General features: G+C 59.2%; 10 protein-coding genes. 5 read left to right on the top strand and 5 right to left on the bottom strand.

What is annotated here, in order from left to right; all coding sequences use genetic code 11:
- Window positions 1–190 precede the first annotated feature (190 nt).
- Window positions 191–439 (bottom strand): DUF3203 family protein, encoded by a 249-nt coding sequence (locus tag ACIOWE_RS02160; RefSeq protein WP_401386794.1) that lies wholly within the window; start codon window positions 437–439, stop codon window positions 191–193.
- Between the two features lie 124 nt (window positions 440–563).
- On the opposite strand from ACIOWE_RS02160, the gene ACIOWE_RS02155 reads away from it, so the two are divergent.
- Entirely contained in the window at window positions 564–1,076 is a 513-nt protein-coding gene (locus tag ACIOWE_RS02155; RefSeq protein ID WP_401386791.1) for an MgtC/SapB family protein, read from the top strand.
- Between the two features lie 42 nt (window positions 1,077–1,118).
- On the opposite strand, the gene ACIOWE_RS02150 is transcribed toward ACIOWE_RS02155, so the two are convergent.
- Window positions 1,119–1,277, bottom strand: coding sequence for a hypothetical protein (locus ACIOWE_RS02150; protein ID WP_201204089.1), 159 nt, complete (start codon window positions 1,275–1,277; stop codon window positions 1,119–1,121).
- A gap of 217 nt (window positions 1,278–1,494) precedes the next feature.
- Between ACIOWE_RS02150 and ACIOWE_RS02145 the strand changes: the two genes are divergently transcribed.
- The 3 genes from ACIOWE_RS02145 (at window position 1,495) to glgB (ending at window position 9,260) form a co-directional block, all read left to right on the top strand.
- A complete protein-coding gene (locus ACIOWE_RS02145) occupies window positions 1,495–3,492 on the top strand; it encodes an alpha-1,4-glucan--maltose-1-phosphate maltosyltransferase (RefSeq protein WP_401386788.1) in 1,998 nt (665 codons plus the stop codon).
- Window positions 3,493–3,684: 192 nt separating this feature from the next.
- On the top strand, window positions 3,685–7,026 hold the full coding sequence (treS, locus tag ACIOWE_RS02140; protein ID WP_401386785.1) for a maltose alpha-D-glucosyltransferase: 3,342 nt from the start codon (window positions 3,685–3,687) through the stop codon (window positions 7,024–7,026).
- 2 nt (window positions 7,027–7,028) lie between these two features.
- A complete protein-coding gene (gene glgB / locus ACIOWE_RS02135; protein WP_401386783.1) occupies window positions 7,029–9,260 on the top strand; it encodes a 1,4-alpha-glucan branching protein GlgB in 2,232 nt (743 codons plus the stop codon).
- Window positions 9,261–9,511: 251 nt separating this feature from the next.
- Here the strand turns inward: glgB and ACIOWE_RS02130 are convergent, their stop codons facing one another.
- The 3 genes from ACIOWE_RS02130 to ACIOWE_RS02120 form a co-directional block, all read right to left on the bottom strand.
- Window positions 9,512–10,582: an autotransporter domain-containing protein gene (locus ACIOWE_RS02130; protein WP_401386780.1), complete on the bottom strand. Its 1,071-nt coding sequence runs from the start codon at window positions 10,580–10,582 to the stop codon at window positions 9,512–9,514.
- Between the two features lie 322 nt (window positions 10,583–10,904).
- Window positions 10,905–13,442 carry an autotransporter outer membrane beta-barrel domain-containing protein gene (locus tag ACIOWE_RS02125; protein WP_401386777.1) on the bottom strand — a complete coding sequence of 846 codons (2,538 nt, stop codon included), beginning with the start codon at window positions 13,440–13,442 and terminating at the stop codon, window positions 10,905–10,907.
- 195 nt (window positions 13,443–13,637) lie between these two features.
- Window positions 13,638–14,420 carry an endonuclease/exonuclease/phosphatase family protein gene (locus tag ACIOWE_RS02120; RefSeq protein WP_401386774.1) on the bottom strand — a complete coding sequence of 261 codons (783 nt, stop codon included), beginning with the start codon at window positions 14,418–14,420 and terminating at the stop codon, window positions 13,638–13,640.
- Window positions 14,421–15,071: 651 nt separating this feature from the next.
- On the opposite strand from ACIOWE_RS02120, the gene ACIOWE_RS02115 reads away from it, so the two are divergent.
- Window positions 15,072–16,697, top strand: coding sequence for a fatty acyl-AMP ligase (locus tag ACIOWE_RS02115; RefSeq protein WP_401386771.1), 1,626 nt, complete (start codon window positions 15,072–15,074; stop codon window positions 16,695–16,697).
- Window positions 16,698–16,719: the final 22 nt, after the last annotated feature.

Below are 16,719 nucleotides of genomic sequence, written 5' to 3'. Positions count from 1 at the left end.
TTCGCTCATCAGCCTCCATCAGGCCGATGCACTATGAGCGCCGATCTGTTTGCATAACAGACTCAGCTATTTCAATAAAAAGCGTATCAGATGGCTTTTGGCAGAAGCCCTGCGACAAGTTGAAGCAGCCCGGGTGGCGGGGTGCAAACGCCTATCGCAGGCGTTTGCGGCGGGCATTGACCGGGGTCAGTCAAATCACCGAATCACTCGAATCAGCCTTCAGGTGTTTACGACCGTCCTTGGCACCTGCGACAGTCAGAGCGTCGGCTTCTGCTTCGGTGATGTAAACGCGGCGGCCTTCGATTTCCACAAAGGACATGGCTTTGTCGCTATCAGTTCTGATTTCCAAGGTGTCACAGATACGAATTTCTTCGCCATTTTCGACGGTGAAGAAACAGACTTCTTGCTCGGGATTGGACTTATCGACTCGCAGTGACATGGTGGCTGTCCTTTTTTACAGGGGGTCTAAAGAGTTAGGGCACAGGCTTTGCCGATGGTTCTGCGCAACTGATTAATGGTCGGCGCTGTCCATCGTTTATCCAGCCAATAACAAGGACAACCCGATGAACGCGTGGTGGCATGAAGTGTGGGAAACGCTGCAAACGGAATTCGCTGATATCGGCGATGCCTCGCAACTGACGCGGATCACCGTGCGCCTGCTGATGGCGGCGGTGCTCGGCGGAATTCTCGGCTTCGAGCGTGAGCACAAGGGCAAGGCTGCCGGGGTGCGCACGCACATGCTGGTGGCGCTGGGTGCGGCGCTGTTTGTGTTGGTGCCGCAGACTTCAGGCGCAGAATCCGACGCGATGAGTCGGGTGTTGCAGGGGGTGATTGCCGGGATCGGATTTCTCGGCGCCGGCACCATTCTGAAGAACCGCGAGGGCGATGAGGGTCACGTCAAAGGCCTGACCACCGCCGCCGGTTTGTGGATGACGGCCGCCATCGGTGTCGCGGCCGGTTTGGGCAAGGAGGCCACGGCGCTGCTCAGCACCTTTCTGGCATTGGCGATCTTCAGCGTGATGCCGCATGTCGTCAGGTTGTTCGAAAAGGACGAGCAGAAGAACGATCACCTGTAACCGATCGATCCCATGATCGGAACGATCGGTCGCGGCGACAGGTTAGACGATCACTGGCGGCATCGTCGTTGGCGGCTCTTCTTTCGGCGGTGGTGTGGTGCCTGGCGGTTCCTGCTCGGGGACCGGTTGCGGTTCGGTCTCGGGGATCGTCGGGTTGTCGATGTTCGGATCGGGCGTTTCCGCCGGGAACGGGTTGTTCATCTGTAGACCTCCGTGTGGCACATGGCGTGAGAAGTGCTTAAGTGGGTTGACCACCTCGTGGCGAATTCGATCCGCTTTTCGTGTCGGGCAATTTGCTCTGAACTTTTCCCGGTGCCGGTCGCTCGGAACCTAAGTGAGTTCATGACGGGGCCGGTGTCTTGTTGTGAACACTGATCCGGCACAAGAGCGTCCTTGGGGCGTTAAGGAGAGATGCTCAATGACTGCTGAAAAACCGTCTGAACTGAGCTACAACCCGCACATGCCGCTGTCACAGGCGTTGCTGTTGCCACGCATCGTCATCGAAAACACCATGCCGACCCTCGATGGCGGACAGTTCGCCGTCAAGTCGATTGCCGGTCGCGACGTGGTGGTCACCAGCAAAGTGTTCGCCGATGGCCACGACAAACTCGCCGTGCGCATTCGCTGGCGCGAGGAAGGCGAAGAGACCTGGCAAAGCGAGGTCATGGCCGATCAGGGCAATAACGGCTGGCGAGGCCAGTTCCGCCCCGAGCATCAGGGCCGTTTCCTGTATTGCATCGAGGCGTGGATCGATCATTTCGCCAGTTTCCAGTACGAACTGGAGAAGAAGCACAACGCCGCCGTACCGGTTTCGCTTGAGCTGCAAGAAGGCCGGACGATGGTGCAACAGGCCGCCGAACGCAGCGAAGGCCAGCTCAGCGAGCAGCTCGCCGCGTTGCACCACGAACTGTCCGGGCTGCTCGAAACCGAGCAGGTCGCGCTGTTCCTGCACTCGCACAGTGCGCAACTGATGGCTCAGGCTGATCACCGCGCCTATTTGAGCGTCAGCGCCGAGTTCCCCATGGACGTCGAGCGTGAGCTGGCCGAGTTCGCCAGTTGGTATGAGCTGTTTCCCCGCTCGATCACCGACGATCCCAACCGCCATGGCACCTTTAACGACGTGCATTCACGGTTGCCGATGATTCAGGACATGGGTTTCGACGTGCTGTACTTCACGCCGATCCACCCGATTGGTCGTGCCCACCGCAAGGGTCGCAACAATTCCCTGACCGCCGGCCCGGACGATCCCGGCAGCCCGTATGCGATCGGCAGCGAGGAGGGCGGCCACGAGGCGATCCATTCGCAACTCGGCACCCGCGAAGACTTCAGTCGGCTGGTGGCCGCTGCGGCTGATCACGGTCTGGAAATCGCCCTCGATTTTGCCATCCAGTGTTCCCAGGATCACCCGTGGCTCCAGCAGCATCCGGGCTGGTTCAACTGGCGGCCGGACGGCACGATCAAATACGCCGAGAACCCGCCGAAGAAATATCAGGACATCGTCAACGTCGATTTCTATGCGCCGGACGCGATCCCGAGTCTGTGGGTCGAACTGCGCGACATCGTCGTCGGCTGGGTCGAAGAGGGCGTGAAGATCTTTCGCGTCGACAATCCGCACACCAAACCGCTGCCGTTCTGGCAGTGGCTGATTGCCGATGTGCGGGCGTTGCATCCGGAAGTGATTTTCCTCGCCGAGGCGTTCACCACGCCGGCGATGATGGCGCGGCTGGGCAAGGTCGGTTACACCCAGAGCTACACCTATTTCACCTGGCGCAACACCAAGGCTGAACTGGCGACCTATTTCACCGAACTGAATGAATCGCCTTGGCGCGAATGCTATCGGCCGAACTTCTTCGTCAACACGCCGGACATCAACCCGGCCTTTCTGCATGAGTCCGGACGCCCCGGTTTTCTCATCCGTGCGGCGTTGGCGACCATGGGTTCGGGCCTGTGGGGCATGTATTCCGGTTATGAACTGTGCGAAGCGGCGCCCGTGCCGGGCAAGGAGGAATACCTCGATTCGGAGAAGTACGAAATCCGCGTCCGCGACTTCACCGCGCCCGGCAACATCATTGCCGAGATCGCCCAACTCAACCGCATCCGCCGGCAGAACCCGGCGCTGCACACGCACCTGGGCCTGAAAATCTACAACGCCTGGAACGACAACATTCTGTACTTCGGCAAGCGCAGTTTTGACGGCAGCAACTTCATTCTGGTGGCGGTCAGCCTCGATCCCAATAACGTGCAGGAAGCGAATTTCGAACTGCCGCTGTGGGAAATGGGCTTGCCGGACGATGCGACGACCCACGGCGAGGATTTGATGAACGGGCATCGCTGGGACTGGCACGGCAAGTATCAGTTCATGCGCATTGACCCGGCGTATCAACCGTTCGGGATCTGGCGAATCACTGCCCATTGATGCTCTGTCCTGTTTTTTGTGGTGAGGGGATTTATCCCCGACTGGCTGCGCAGCAGCCACATAAAGCAGCTTGTTATTACTGGATAAAAGCGGGGCCGCTTCGCAGCCCATCGGGGATAAATCCCCTCACCACAAAAGCCCTTTCATCACAGGGTATTCATGTGGTCTTAGCGAATTGAACAGGAGTTTCACATGGCGAAGAAACCCAAGGCAGCCACCTTCATTAAAGACCCGCTCTGGTACAAGGATGCGGTGATCTATCAAGTTCACGTCAAATCGTTTTTCGACTCCAACAACGACGGGATCGGCGACTTTCCCGGCCTGATCGCCAAACTCGATTACATTGCCGAACTCGGCGTCAACACCATCTGGCTGTTGCCGTTCTACCCCTCGCCACGTCGCGATGACGGTTACGACATCGCCGAATACCGTGGCGTGCACAGCGATTACGGGACCATGGCCGACGCCAAGCGCTTTATCGCCGAGGCGCATAAACGCGGTTTGCGGGTGATCACTGAACTGGTCATCAACCACACCTCCGACCAGCACCCGTGGTTCCAGCGCGCACGTAAAGCCAAACCCGGCTCGGCGGCGCGGGACTTCTACGTGTGGTCGGATGACGACCAGAAATACGACGGCACACGGATCATTTTTCTCGACACCGAAAAGTCCAACTGGACCTGGGACCCGGTCGCTGGCCAATACTTCTGGCACCGCTTCTATTCGCACCAGCCGGACCTGAATTTCGACAACCCGCAAGTCATGAAAGCGGTACTCTCGGTCATGCGTTATTGGTTGGACATGGGCATCGACGGTCTGCGTCTGGATGCCATCCCGTACCTGATCGAACGCGACGGCACTAACAATGAAAACCTGCCGGAGACCCACGACGTCCTCAAGCAGATTCGTGCCGAGATCGACGCCAATTATCCCGACCGCATGCTGCTGGCCGAGGCCAACCAATGGCCGGAAGACACCCAACTGTATTTCGGCGACACCGATGCTCAGGGCCTGAATGGCGATGAATGTCACATGGCGTTCCACTTCCCGTTGATGCCGCGCATGTACATGGCCCTGGCCCAGGAGGATCGCTTCCCGATCACCGACATTTTACGCCAGACCCCGGAAATTCCCGCCAACTGCCAGTGGGCAATCTTCCTGCGCAACCACGATGAGCTGACGCTGGAGATGGTCACCGACAAGGAACGCGATTACCTGTGGAATTACTACGCCGCTGACCGCCGCGCGCGGATCAACCTTGGTATTCGTCGACGCCTGGCGCCGCTGATGGAGCGCGACCGTCGTCGTGTCGAGTTGCTTAACAGCCTGTTGCTGTCGATGCCGGGCACGCCGACCTTGTACTACGGCGATGAAATCGGCATGGGCGACAATATCTATCTGGGCGACCGTGACGGCGTGCGTACGCCGATGCAGTGGTCGATTGACCGTAACGGCGGCTTCTCCCGCGCCGATCCGGCCAGTCTGGTGCTGCCGCCGATCATGGACCCGCAATACGGTTATCTGTCAGTCAACGTCGAAACCCAGGCCGGCGATCCGCATTCGCTGCTCAACTGGACCCGGCGCATGCTCGCCGTGCGCAAGCAATCCAAGGCATTTGGCCGTGGCACGTTGAAAATGCTCTCGCCGAGCAACCGGCGGATTCTGGCCTACACCCGCGAATTCACCGACGCCGATGGCAAGCACGAAATCATTCTCTGCGTGGCCAACGTCTCGCGCAGTGCGCAAGCGGCGGAGCTGGATCTGTCAGCCTACGTCGGCATGGTGCCGGTGGAGATGCTCGGCGGTAATGCCTTCCCGCCGATTGGTCAGCTGAATTTTCTCCTGACCCTGGCGCCGTACGGCTTCTATTGGTTCGCCCTGGCCAGCGAAAACCAGATGCCGAGCTGGCACGTCGAGCCGGCGCAGAGCCTGCCGGACTTCACCACGCTGGTGCTGAAAAAACGCATGGAAGAACTGCTCGAAGCGCCGTCCCGCGCCACGCTGGAGCAGGGCATTCTGCCGAGCTGGCTGCAGAACCGGCGCTGGTTTGCCGGCAAGGATGCCGCCATCGACAAGGTCAATCTGGCTTACGGCGTGCGCTTCGGCGATGCCCAGCACCCGGTGCTGCTCAGCGAAATCGAAGTCACCAGCGGCGGCCAGACCAGCCGTTATCAATTGCCGTTCGGCTTTATTTCCGAAGACCAGGTCGGCCCGGCGTTGCCGCAGCAATTGGCACTGTCACGCGTGCGGCGAGTGCGTCAGGTCGGTTTGATCACTGACGCATTCAGTCTTGAAACGTTTATTCGCGCGGTCCTGCAAGGCATGCAGAACAACACGGTGCTGGAATCCAGCGAAGGCGAAATCCGTTTCGCGCCGACCCCGCACTTGGAAAAACTTAATCTCGGTGGCGAATCCGAAGTGCGTTATCTGTCGGCCGAGCAATCGAACAGTTCGGTGGTGATCGGCAACAGTCTGGTGCTTAAGCTGATCCGTAAAGTCGCTTCTGGCGTACACCCGGAACTGGAGATGAGCGCTTACCTGACCGCCGCCGGATTTGCCAATATCTCTCCGCTGCTCGGCTCGGTGATTCGCCGCGACGCGCAGGGTGAAGACAATCTGTTGATGATCGCTCAGGGTTATCTGAGCAATCAGGGCGACGCCTGGGAATGGACGCAGAACAACCTTGAGCGGGCGTTGCGCGATGAACTCGCCGATGCCATGTCCGAGCAGGAGCAGCACTACAACGCTTTGGGCGAGTTGAAGGACTTTGCGGCGATGCTCGGTCAGCGTCTGGGCGAAATGCACCAAGTGCTCGCAGCGCCAACCGAGAATGCCGATTTCGCTCCGCAAGTCAGTACGACCAAGGACGCACAGGCCACCGGCAAGGACGTCGCGGCGCAGGTCGAGCATGCTTTGAAGCTGCTCAAGCAGCATCAAGGCGAACTCAACGCGGCGGATCAGAAACTGGTCAAACACCTGCTCGACGAGAAGAAAACCATCCTCGCCCATGTGCAGGATCTGGCGAAGAAGTCCGTCGGCGGTTTGCGCATTCGCGTGCACGGCGACTTGCATCTGGGCCAGGTGCTGGTGATCAAGGGCGACGCCTATCTGATCGATTTCGAGGGTGAACCGGCGCGGCCATTGAGCGAGCGTCGTGGCAAACACAGTCCGTACAAGGATGTCAGCGGTGTGCTGCGTTCCTTCGATTACGCAGCGGCGATGACCATCAACGTGCACAACGTCGATCACAGCGCCGAGTCCGAAGGCGCACGTCAACGTGTCGCCGAACGCTATCTGCGTGAGGCCCGCGAGGCATTTGTTCAGGCATATCGCCGCGCGGCAGCTAGTCTTGATCATGCCTGGCAAGATCCTGAGGGTGCCGACGCCGCGCTGGCGTTGTTCGGTCTGGAGAAGGCGGCCTATGAAGTGGCCTATGAAGCCGAAAATCGCCCGACGTGGCTGCCCGTGCCGTTGCACGGTTTGTATGGGTTATTGACAGGGCTTAAACCCTTTTCCGATCTTGGTGGAGAGTAGTCATGAGTTTCTCGAACAAGGAACAGGGTCAGGTCAAAGAAGCATTGCTGCCGGCGGCGAAAGACATCGACGCACTGGTACGTGCTGAACATCACGATCCGTTTTCCATTCTTGGCCCGCATGGCGATGGCGCCGGCGGGCAGTTTATTCGCGCCTATTTACCCGGTGCCCTGAGCGTTGTCGTGCTGGACAAGGACAGCGGTGAAGAGCGCGGCCCGCTGGAACAGACCGAAACCCCGGGGCTGTTTGTCGGCCATTTCGATCACGCACGGCCGTACCTGTTGCGCACGCGCTGGGCCGGTGGTGAGCAGGTGGCGGAGGATCCTTACAGCTTCGGCCAGTTGCTCGGTGAAATGGATTTGTACCTGTTCGCCGAGGGCAATCACCGTGATCTGAGCGCGTGCCTTGGCGCGCAGCTGATGACCGTCGAGGGCGTTGACGGCGTACGTTTCGCTGTGTGGGCGCCGAATGCCCGACGGGTTTCCGTGGTCGGTGATTTCAACGTCTGGGACGGCCGTCGGCATCCGATGCGCCTGCGTCACCCGTCCGGGGTCTGGGAGTTGTTCATCCCGCGCCTGCAAGCGGGGGAGTTGTACAAGTACGAAATTCTTGGCGCCCACGGCATTCTGCCGCTCAAGGCTGACCCGATGGCGCTGGCCACCAGCCTGCCGCCGGACACCGCGTCGAAAGTCGCCGCGCCGCTGCAAGTCGACTGGCAGGATCAGGACTGGATGAGCGGGCGCCGCGAACGCCAGAAGCATTCGGCGCCGCTGTCGATCTACGAATTGCACGTCGGTTCCTGGCAGTGCGAGCTGGATGATCTGGGTGAGGTTGCGCGCCAATACACCTGGCCGGAACTGGCCGAGCGCTTGATTCCGTACGTGAAGGAACTGGGTTTCACCCACATCGAACTGATGCCGATCATGGAGCACCCGTTCGGCGGTTCCTGGGGCTATCAGTTGCTCTCGCAATTCGCCCCGAGTGCGCGTTACGGCACGCCGGAGCAATTCGGTGAGTTCGTCAACGCCTGCCATAAAGCCGATATCGGCGTGATCCTCGACTGGGTGCCAGCGCATTTTCCGACCGATACCCACGGGCTGGCACAATTCGACGGCACCGCGCTGTACGAGTACGGCAATCCGCTGGAAGGTTTTCATCAGGATTGGGACACGCTGATCTACAACCTCGGCCGCACCGAAGTGCATGGCTACATGCTGGCGTCGGCGTTGCACTGGTTGAAGCATTTCCACGTCGATGGATTGCGGGTCGACGCGGTGGCTTCGATGCTTTATCGCGACTATTCGCGCAAGGCCGGCGAGTGGGTGCCGAATCGTCATGGCGGCCGGGAAAACCTCGAAGCCATCGACTTCCTCCGTCACCTGAACGACGTGGTCGAGCTGGAAGCGCCCGGTGCGCTGGTGATCGCCGAAGAGTCCACGGCGTGGCCCGGCGTCAGTCAGAGTACGCAGCAGGGCGGCCTCGGATTCGCCTACAAATGGAACATGGGCTGGATGCACGATTCGCTGCACTACATTCAGCAGGATCCGGTGTACCGCGCGCATCACCACAACGAGTTGAGCTTTGGCCTGGTCTACGCCTGGTCGGAGCGTTTTATCCTGCCGATCTCCCACGACGAAGTGGTACATGGCAAGCACTCGCTGATCGACAAGATGCCCGGCGATCGCTGGCAGAAATTCGCCAATCTGCGCGCCTATCTGAGTTTCATGTGGACGCATCCGGGCAAGAAGCTGTTGTTCATGGGCTGCGAGTTTGGCCAGTGGCGCGAGTGGAATCACGATCAGCAGCTCGACTGGTACCTGCTGCAGTATTCCGAGCACAAAGGCGTACAGAAACTGGTCGGCGATCTGAATCGACTGTACCGCGAAATGCCGGCACTGCACGATCAGGACGATGCGCCGCAAGGCTTCCAGTGGTTGATCGGCGACGATGCGATCAACAGCGTTTATGCCTGGCTGCGCTGGAGCAAGGACGGTGAGCCGGTGCTGGTGGTGGCGAACTTCACGCCGGTGCCGCGTCAGTCGTATCGGGTCGGCGTGCCGTTCGCCGGGCGCTGGAGCGAGTTGCTCAACAGCGACGCCGACACTTATGCCGGCTCCAACTATGGCAACGGTGGCGGGGCGTTTACCGAGGAAGTGCCGAGCCATGGCCAGGCGCTGTCGCTGGAACTGAATCTGCCGCCGCTGGCGGTGTTGATCCTCAAGCCCGGGGGCTGATCCGAGACCGCGTCGCTACCTTCGCGAGCAGGCTCGCTCCCACAGGGAATTGCATTCCAGGCTGTTCTCACTGGAGAAATGCAATCCACTGTGGGAGCGGGCTTGCCCGCGATGAGGGCATGACATTCAACATTTCTGTTGGCTGACCCACCGACTTCGCGAGCAGGCTCACTCCCACAGGGATACTCATTCCAAATGTGGGAGCGAGCCTGCTCGCGAAGGCGCCAGTCCAAACACCCTGAAGATCAGGGTCACCAGCGCATCCGTACGCCGAGGCTGCCAATCAAGCCGTTGAGATCATTGTCATCGACATCACTGCTGTAATCGGCGCTGACATACAAACTCACCGAAGGCGTCACCCGCGCCACCAGTCCCAGTCCCAACTCCACGGTTGAAGACTTGCGACTGCTGCTGATCTTGTCGACCTGATCCAGTGTCACTGTGTTGCCGGTGTACACCGTGTGCCAGAGGTTGGTGCGCACGTATGGTTCAACCGGCAGACCGCTCAAGTCGTAACTGCCTTTCAACCGTGCGCCGACGCGGCCGCTCCACGCGGTGAGATCGGTCGACGAAGCATTGCCCGAGCCTGCATACGGTGTATCGAGGGTAATACGCTGATTGATCAATTGCGCCTGGGGTTCGACCACCCAGTTTTCGCTCAAGCCAATCGGATAGCCACCCTCCACCGAGAAGGTCATCGCGCTGCCTTCAGTGGCCTGCCTTGCACCTTGTTCATTGCGGCTGAACCCACTGACCCGGCCGCCGCTGGCCGACAGGTCGACGTGCCAGCCCTGCGCGCCGATCAGGCTGTAATAAGCCCCAAGGCTTTGGCCCTGGAGATTGAGGATGTCGGTGTTCGGGTCGGCGAGGGCGCGGCTGGTGATCAGCCCGTTGCCATTGGCTTGAATCAGGTTTTCGCCGCCAATCAGACCGATCTTCTGAGTGTGGCCGTTGCCGCTTTGCAGGGTCAGCACGGCAGGTCCCTTGAATTCACCGCTGCCGGGCGTCGCGAAACCCGAGGACAGCACGTCGGTTTGCGCTTGTCGGGCGCTCCTTCCATACAGTTGGTCCCAGGCACCCGGTGCCAGCTCTTCGGTGATCAGATCGGCGCCGCGCAGGTCAGGCCGGGGGCTGAAACGCTGCAGGTCGGGCGTGATGACCGTCGCGGGCAGGTTCATGACCGGTACGTTCTCTCGATACCACGGGGTGGTTTCATCCGCCGCAGGGCTGGCCTGCGCCTCCATGGATGAGCACAGCAAGATGGAACTCGACACTGTGCAAAAAGTGATTTTGATCTCGTGTGGGGTGAGTGAAATTTTCATGGAGGTCTACCTTGCAAGCGCATGCCGTATCTCGATGTGGCGTCTCTCCTACCCCGAACGAGGGGCGACCGAATGGAGCGAGGCGAGCCGTGGGCGCTCGATTTCACGAGAGTCCGAAGGCTCGCCCCGGGTAGTGATTCCGGGGGTAGTAAGGTAGAGATAAGAAGAGTCACGCCTGCGCGTCAAGAAATTGAACGATGAGCGGTAGTGGCAATACACGCTGCGCAAGCGTTTGTTTTTCTGCACATAACTAAGTGGTTGTTTGTATGGAAAATCGCTGCGAAAGCCCCGCGCCAGAGGTGTTTTATTGCCGACGGAAGGTCTACCAGCTGATACGAACCCCGAGGTTGCCCGACACCCCACGCAAGTCATTGCTGTCAATATTGCGGCTGTAATCGGTACTGGCGTAAACACTCACGGCACGATCCAGTGTCAGCACCACACCGAGCCCGACGTCCGCCGTCGACGACTTCTGCTCGGTGCTGATCACATCGCTGTCGCCAAAGGTGACGGAATCGGTGCCGGAGAACGTGTGCCACAGGTTGGCACGCAGATACGGCTCCACTGGCAAACCACTGACTTGATAGCGTCCTTTGAGCCGCGCACCGAGACGACCGGTCCAGGCACCGTCGGAATCGAACGAGACCCGTGAGATGCCGTCGTCCTGGCTGTCGAGAGAGATTTTCTGGTGAATGACTTGCGCTTGCGGTTCGATGATCCAGGTGTCATTGAGCGCAAACGGATAACCGGCTTCCGCGGAAAGCGTCAGGGCGTGACCGCGATTGTCCAGCTTCACGCCACGGTCGGAATGGCTGTCGCCATCGAAACGGGTGCCCATCACGACCGTGTCGATGTACCAGCCGTACGGATCGGTCAGCGTCCAGTACAGGCCGTAACTGTCGCCTTCAAGTTTGATTTTGCCGGCGCTGTTGTCCTGAAAACCTTCATTGAAGCCGTCGACGTCACCCTGAAGACGGCTATGGCCGACAAAAAAACCAACGCGCTGAGTCTGGCCGCCAGAGGTTTGTGCACTGTAGAGATCGTTGCCGACCTGAAAGCCGTTGAGCGATCCGTCCAGGCGCGGAGCGACGGTCCCGGCCCAGGTCTGATCGAGGTTCTTGCCATAGACCCGACCCCAACCGGCGCCGAACGCGCCGGTTTCGCTGAGCAAGCGCTGATCGCCCTGACGATCATGAAAGGTGCCCAGTGCGTTCAGGGTCAATTGCGCGGCGGCAGGTGGTAACACCGACCAGGTGGGGACCTCCGGGCGATACAGGGGAATCGGTGCTGCACCTGGCACGGCGGCCGGCAACACCGGTAAGGAGATAGCGGGTGCCGGTTCGCCAGGCGTCGCCGCAGGGGGCGTAATGGCCGCCGCGACCGGAGTGGCCACGACCGGCACCAGAATCGGCGGTAACGTCGGATCGGGATTGGGCACGCTCATCATTTGCGGTGCGACCACGGCTGAGCGCAGGTACCAACTGTTCTCGGTGCCGGCCGTGACACCGCCCTTGAACAGGTAGTAATCGTAGGCGCCGGCAGATACCGGGCCGCTGAGGGTAAATGCGGTATCGGTACTGACCGTGCTGCCTTGCGCCTGCACCAGCTGAATGCCGTTGACCTCGGTCAGCGCGCCCGGACCGCCGACATTGCTGACGCTGATCACCGAGGCACCACTGAGACTGCCATTGTTGACCACCAACCTGTCGCTCGGCGCATCGTCGCCAGCGACCACGGTTTGCAGCAACAACTGGCCGTTGTTGCCGACGTAGTTGCCTTGCACGGTGAGCGTGTCGTCAGTGCGACTATTGCCGCGCGTCAGATCGATGATGCCGGCGTTGTTGAGCGTCACGGCTTGCCCGGCCACAGCAGGCGAGACTGCACCTTGGGTCGACAACACGACGCTACTGGCATCGATATTCAACACGCCGCTGCCGGTTCCGGCATCGCCCAGCACCAGGCGGCTGGCGCCCAGATCCAGTTGCGAGCCGTTGTTGAGATTCACCGTTTCCCACTGGGTGAAGCGTGCGGGCAGGGCGGTTCGGCTGTTGTCGAAGGTCAGTACGTCGTTGCCCGTGCCGCCGTCGACGCTGGGCGTGAGCGCAAGAATACTGTCGTCGAGATTGCGCAGCGTGGCGCTGTCATTGCCGACGTCCATCAGAATGGCCGAGCGAATGATGCCACCGCCGTCCCACAGCAAGCGGTCGTCGCCGACACTGGCGCGAATCTCGCCGACGATTTCGCCACCGGTCACTGTGATGTTGTCGTTACCACCGCTGACACTGACGTTACCGCCGATTCGGCCACCGGAGACAATGATGGTGTCAGTGCCGAAACCGGTGACCAGATTGCCGATGATCTGCCCGCCCGAGAGGTCGAAAATATTGTTGTCGAGTTTCATGTCGACCCGGCCGATGGTGCCGCCGGTCATGCGCGCGACATCGCCGTCCTCGAAGGCGCCAACGATGGTGCCGCCGGTCATCAGGAAGGTGTCGCGACTGTCGCCTTGGGCCAGTGAACCGATCGAGCCGCCGGTCATGACGAAATCATCAACGCCGTTGCCTTGATTCACCGCGCCAGTGATCACTCCGGAGTTCATTTCAACCCGGTCGGTGCCGGCGCCAAACGTCACGTTGCCGTTGATTTGGCCAGTGCCATTGGCGGGGAACGTCAGGCTGTTATTGCCCGACAGATCGGTCAGCGAACCGCTGGTACCGCTGTCACAGGTGAAAGCGTCGTTGCCGGGACCCGGGACCAGCAAACAAGCGGCGGAGGCGGGCGAACCGGAGAGCAGCAGCAAAGAGGCAGGCAGAATCAAGGACTGGGGCAGTGCCCGCAGTTTTCTGGTGTAGCGCGTCATGGCAATTCCCAGGTGGCGGATACGGGGAATTCATCCTTGAGCGAGCGTTGGATCGGCCATCCTGTGCAGCTGATGCACTACGTGAGATCCATGCGCTAACAAATTGAATGCGCTACTCCTTGAGCTGCTTTTAGGTGTAGTTGCTTTTATGCGCTGAGCAAGTAGTCCTGACAAACGGTCTTGTCAGAACCGCGATTACAGATGCACTTCCACCGCCAGCGGCAGGTGATCCGAAAGATGCGTCCACGGCTTGTTGCCGAGGATCTGCGGGTCATGGCTGCTGGCATTGCGCAGGTAGATTCGGTCCAGGCGCAACAGCGGAAACCGTGCCGGATAAGTCTTCGCCGGACGTCCGTGATGGCGCTCGAACGCTTCGTGCAGATAATCACGCCGGGCGAGGGCAGTATTGCCCTGCAACTGCCAGTCATTGAAGTCGCCGGCGATGATCACCGGGGCATCGTCCGGCAACGATTCGAGCAATTGGCAGAGCAGTTGCAACTGCAATTGGCGGTGGCTTTCGAGCAGGCTCAAATGCACGCAAATCGCGTGGACTTCAGCATGGCCCGGTACATCCAGCACGCAGTGCAACAAGCCACGGCGTTCGGGGCCAGTGATCGACACGTCGAGATTGCGGTATTCACGGATCGGGTATTTCGACAGCAGGGCGTTGCCGTGATGGCCGTCGGGATAAACCGCGTTGCGCCCATAGGCGAAATCACTCCACATACTGTCGGCGAGAAATTCGTATTGCGAGGTTTGCGGCCAGTCGTTGTAACGGCTCGAATGCCGTTCGTGTTCACCCACCACCTCTTGCAGAAACACCAGGTCGGCCGAGGTACTGCGCACCGCTTCGCGCAACTCCGGGAGGATGAACCGCCGGTTGAGCGCGGTGAAACCCTTGTGGGTGTTGACCGTCAACACACGAAGGCGATGAATGGAGCAATCATTGACGGCATGACGCTTGGGATCGCTGGACACGGTTACTCCTCTGAATCCTGAGTGCCTGTTCATGCGACTGACGGGTGGGGCGGCAGTTCCGTCTGAATCGGTGCAATTGCCCGTTCCCGCAGGTTGATCAAAACCACGATCAAAGACGCGCTTTCACTGCCTGCGGCAGGTACTGCGACAGGTGCATCCAGGACTTGTCGTCGAGAATCTGCGGATCATGGCTCTTGGTATTGCGTCGCTGGATTCAGCCATGCACAACAAGTGGATGCGTGCTGGACAGCTCTTGGCCGAGCAGCATGAAGCTGAACGTGCCACTCGTTGCAGGAAACAAGTGATATGAGCCGTCAGCTTTTCAAGTTCAACATGAATTGTTGCAAGAGGGGGAGATGTCGGCTAGTTTGTCCCTCGCACTTTTTGTTGTATTTAATGAATTTGATCTGATATTAAAATCAAATCATGGCCGGGCGCCACTGTTTACAAAAGCCCTAAAACCATTTAGGTGTGCGGGCCGTAAAAGCAGTTGGCGGCTATTTATGAAAAAGTGGAATTTAATAATTAAATTATTCATTTTTTCAGAAGATGTTATAGATAGGTAGCTGCATTGCTTGGGGGCGGTTAAGTGGAACTCCTTAAGCTTCAGGGACGAAGGATTTCCAGATATGGATATTGGAGGAGGCATCTTTGCAAAATCTGTCCGAGATTATTTATCGGCGCGCTCAAGAACAGCCCGAAGAAATTGCCTACCGTTTTTTTCAGGGCAGCCAGGCTCCAGTTGAATTGACGTTTCGTGGCGTGTACGAAAAGGCTGCCAGCCTCGCCGTCCGACTGCAGCAACTGGGTCTTTCGGGTGAGCGGGTTTTGCTCTCATGCAAGTCGCAACGGTTTTTCATCATCGGCTTTTTCGCTTGCCTGCTGGCCGGTTGCATAGCGGTTCCGGCGCCCCCTCCGCGCCGCAAGGCGTTCAATTCGCGAATGGATCTGCTGGCCAATAATGCGCAGGCACGTGGCGCTATTTACGATGTGGAACAGTCCGGGATGGATGCCACGCTTTCGCTCATCGACATGCGGATCTGGGACGCGGCGGAATGCCACGCGGCCGATTTTTTGCGGATGCCGATGATCCATGAAGACTCCATCGCCTTCCTGCAGTACACCTCCGGTTCGACCTCCGACCCGAAGGGCGTCATGGTCACGCACGGCAATATGGTTCATAACTGTGCCGTGATTCAGGATGGAATGAAAATCACCCCGGCATCGTCAATTCTTACGGCGTTGCCACTGTTTCACGATATGGGCCTGGTGGGCGGCGTACTTGAATCGATGTTCGCCGGCTGCGTGAGCAATATCATGTCCCCGGCGGAGTTTGTGCAGTTCCCCGAGCGCTGGCTGCGTGTCATCTCCGATTACAACGTCACCATCAGTGGCGGCCCCAATTTCATGTATGACCTGGCCGCCCGTGCGGTCGACACCGAACAACTCGCCGGTTGCGACCTGTCGCGATGGCAGGTTGCTTTCTGTGGTGCCGAGCCCATTCGGGCGGGAACCATGGCGCATTTCACCCGGCAGATGGCGGCGTTCGGATTCAAGTCGCAAGCGTTCCATCCTTGCTATGGCATGGCTGAAGCGACGCTGTACATCACTGGTAAATCCATCAATTTGGCAGCCGAGGTATGCACTTATCACGGCAGCGCCGTTGTTGGTTGCGGCGTTACGCGGCTGGGAACGCAGGTCAGGATTGTGAACCCTGCCTCACGCCTGGCGTTGCCTGAGCTGGAGGTCGGTGAAATCTGGGTCAATGGAGCGAGTGTGGCGGCCGGTTACTGGCGCGCCCCCGAACTGACGGAACAGGTGTTTGGCGCGCGGATTGAGGGCGAGAACGATGTGGCGTACTTGCGCACTGGTGACCTGGGCTACATCAAAAATGGCGAGCTTTTTGTAACCGGGCGCCTGAAAGACCTGATTATCGTGTATGGCAAAAAATACGCGCCACATGACATCGAAGCCCAGGCGCAGGCCAGTCATGAAGCGCTGCGCGAAGCGGGCGGTGCGGCTTTCGTCCTGAACGAAGGCGGTACTGACAGGTTGTTACTGGTGTTCGAACTCAAGCGCGAATGGTTACGCCGCGAATCGGAGTGGCCGGCGGTTTCGAAAACCATGTGTCAGGCGGTCAATGCCGTGCACGGTGTCGCCATTGATGAAGTTGTACTTATTAAGCCCGGCAGTTTGCCACGAACTTCAAGTGGCAAGGTCAGGCGAAATCAATGTCGTCTTGATTATATGGCGGGTACGCTGGAAAGTTTGACTTGATCTTTTCCAGGTTTCACGCAGT

It is taken from the genome of Pseudomonas sp. NPDC087598, assembly GCF_044743525.1.
GTDB lineage: Bacteria > Pseudomonadota > Gammaproteobacteria > Pseudomonadales > Pseudomonadaceae > Aquipseudomonas.
This window is presented reverse-complemented; position numbering and strand designations above follow the sequence as displayed.

Bases quoted from the DNA above. Each gene is read 5' to 3' on its own strand.
- ACIOWE_RS02160 (WP_401386794.1), bottom strand. From the start codon at position 439: ATGTCACTGCGAGTCGATAAGTCCAATCCCGAGCAAGAAGTCTGTTTC.
- ACIOWE_RS02155 (WP_401386791.1), top strand. From the start codon at position 564: ATGAACGCGTGGTGGCATGAAGTGTGGGAAACGCTGCAAACGGAATTC.
- ACIOWE_RS02150 (WP_201204089.1), bottom strand. From the start codon at position 1,277: ATGAACAACCCGTTCCCGGCGGAAACGCCCGATCCGAACATCGACAAC.
- ACIOWE_RS02145 (WP_401386788.1), top strand. From the start codon at position 1,495: ATGACTGCTGAAAAACCGTCTGAACTGAGCTACAACCCGCACATGCCG.
- treS (WP_401386785.1), top strand. From the start codon at position 3,685: ATGGCGAAGAAACCCAAGGCAGCCACCTTCATTAAAGACCCGCTCTGG.
- glgB (WP_401386783.1), top strand. From the start codon at position 7,029: ATGAGTTTCTCGAACAAGGAACAGGGTCAGGTCAAAGAAGCATTGCTG.
- ACIOWE_RS02130 (WP_401386780.1), bottom strand. From the start codon at position 10,582: ATGAAAATTTCACTCACCCCACACGAGATCAAAATCACTTTTTGCACA.
- ACIOWE_RS02125 (WP_401386777.1), bottom strand. From the start codon at position 13,442: ATGACGCGCTACACCAGAAAACTGCGGGCACTGCCCCAGTCCTTGATT.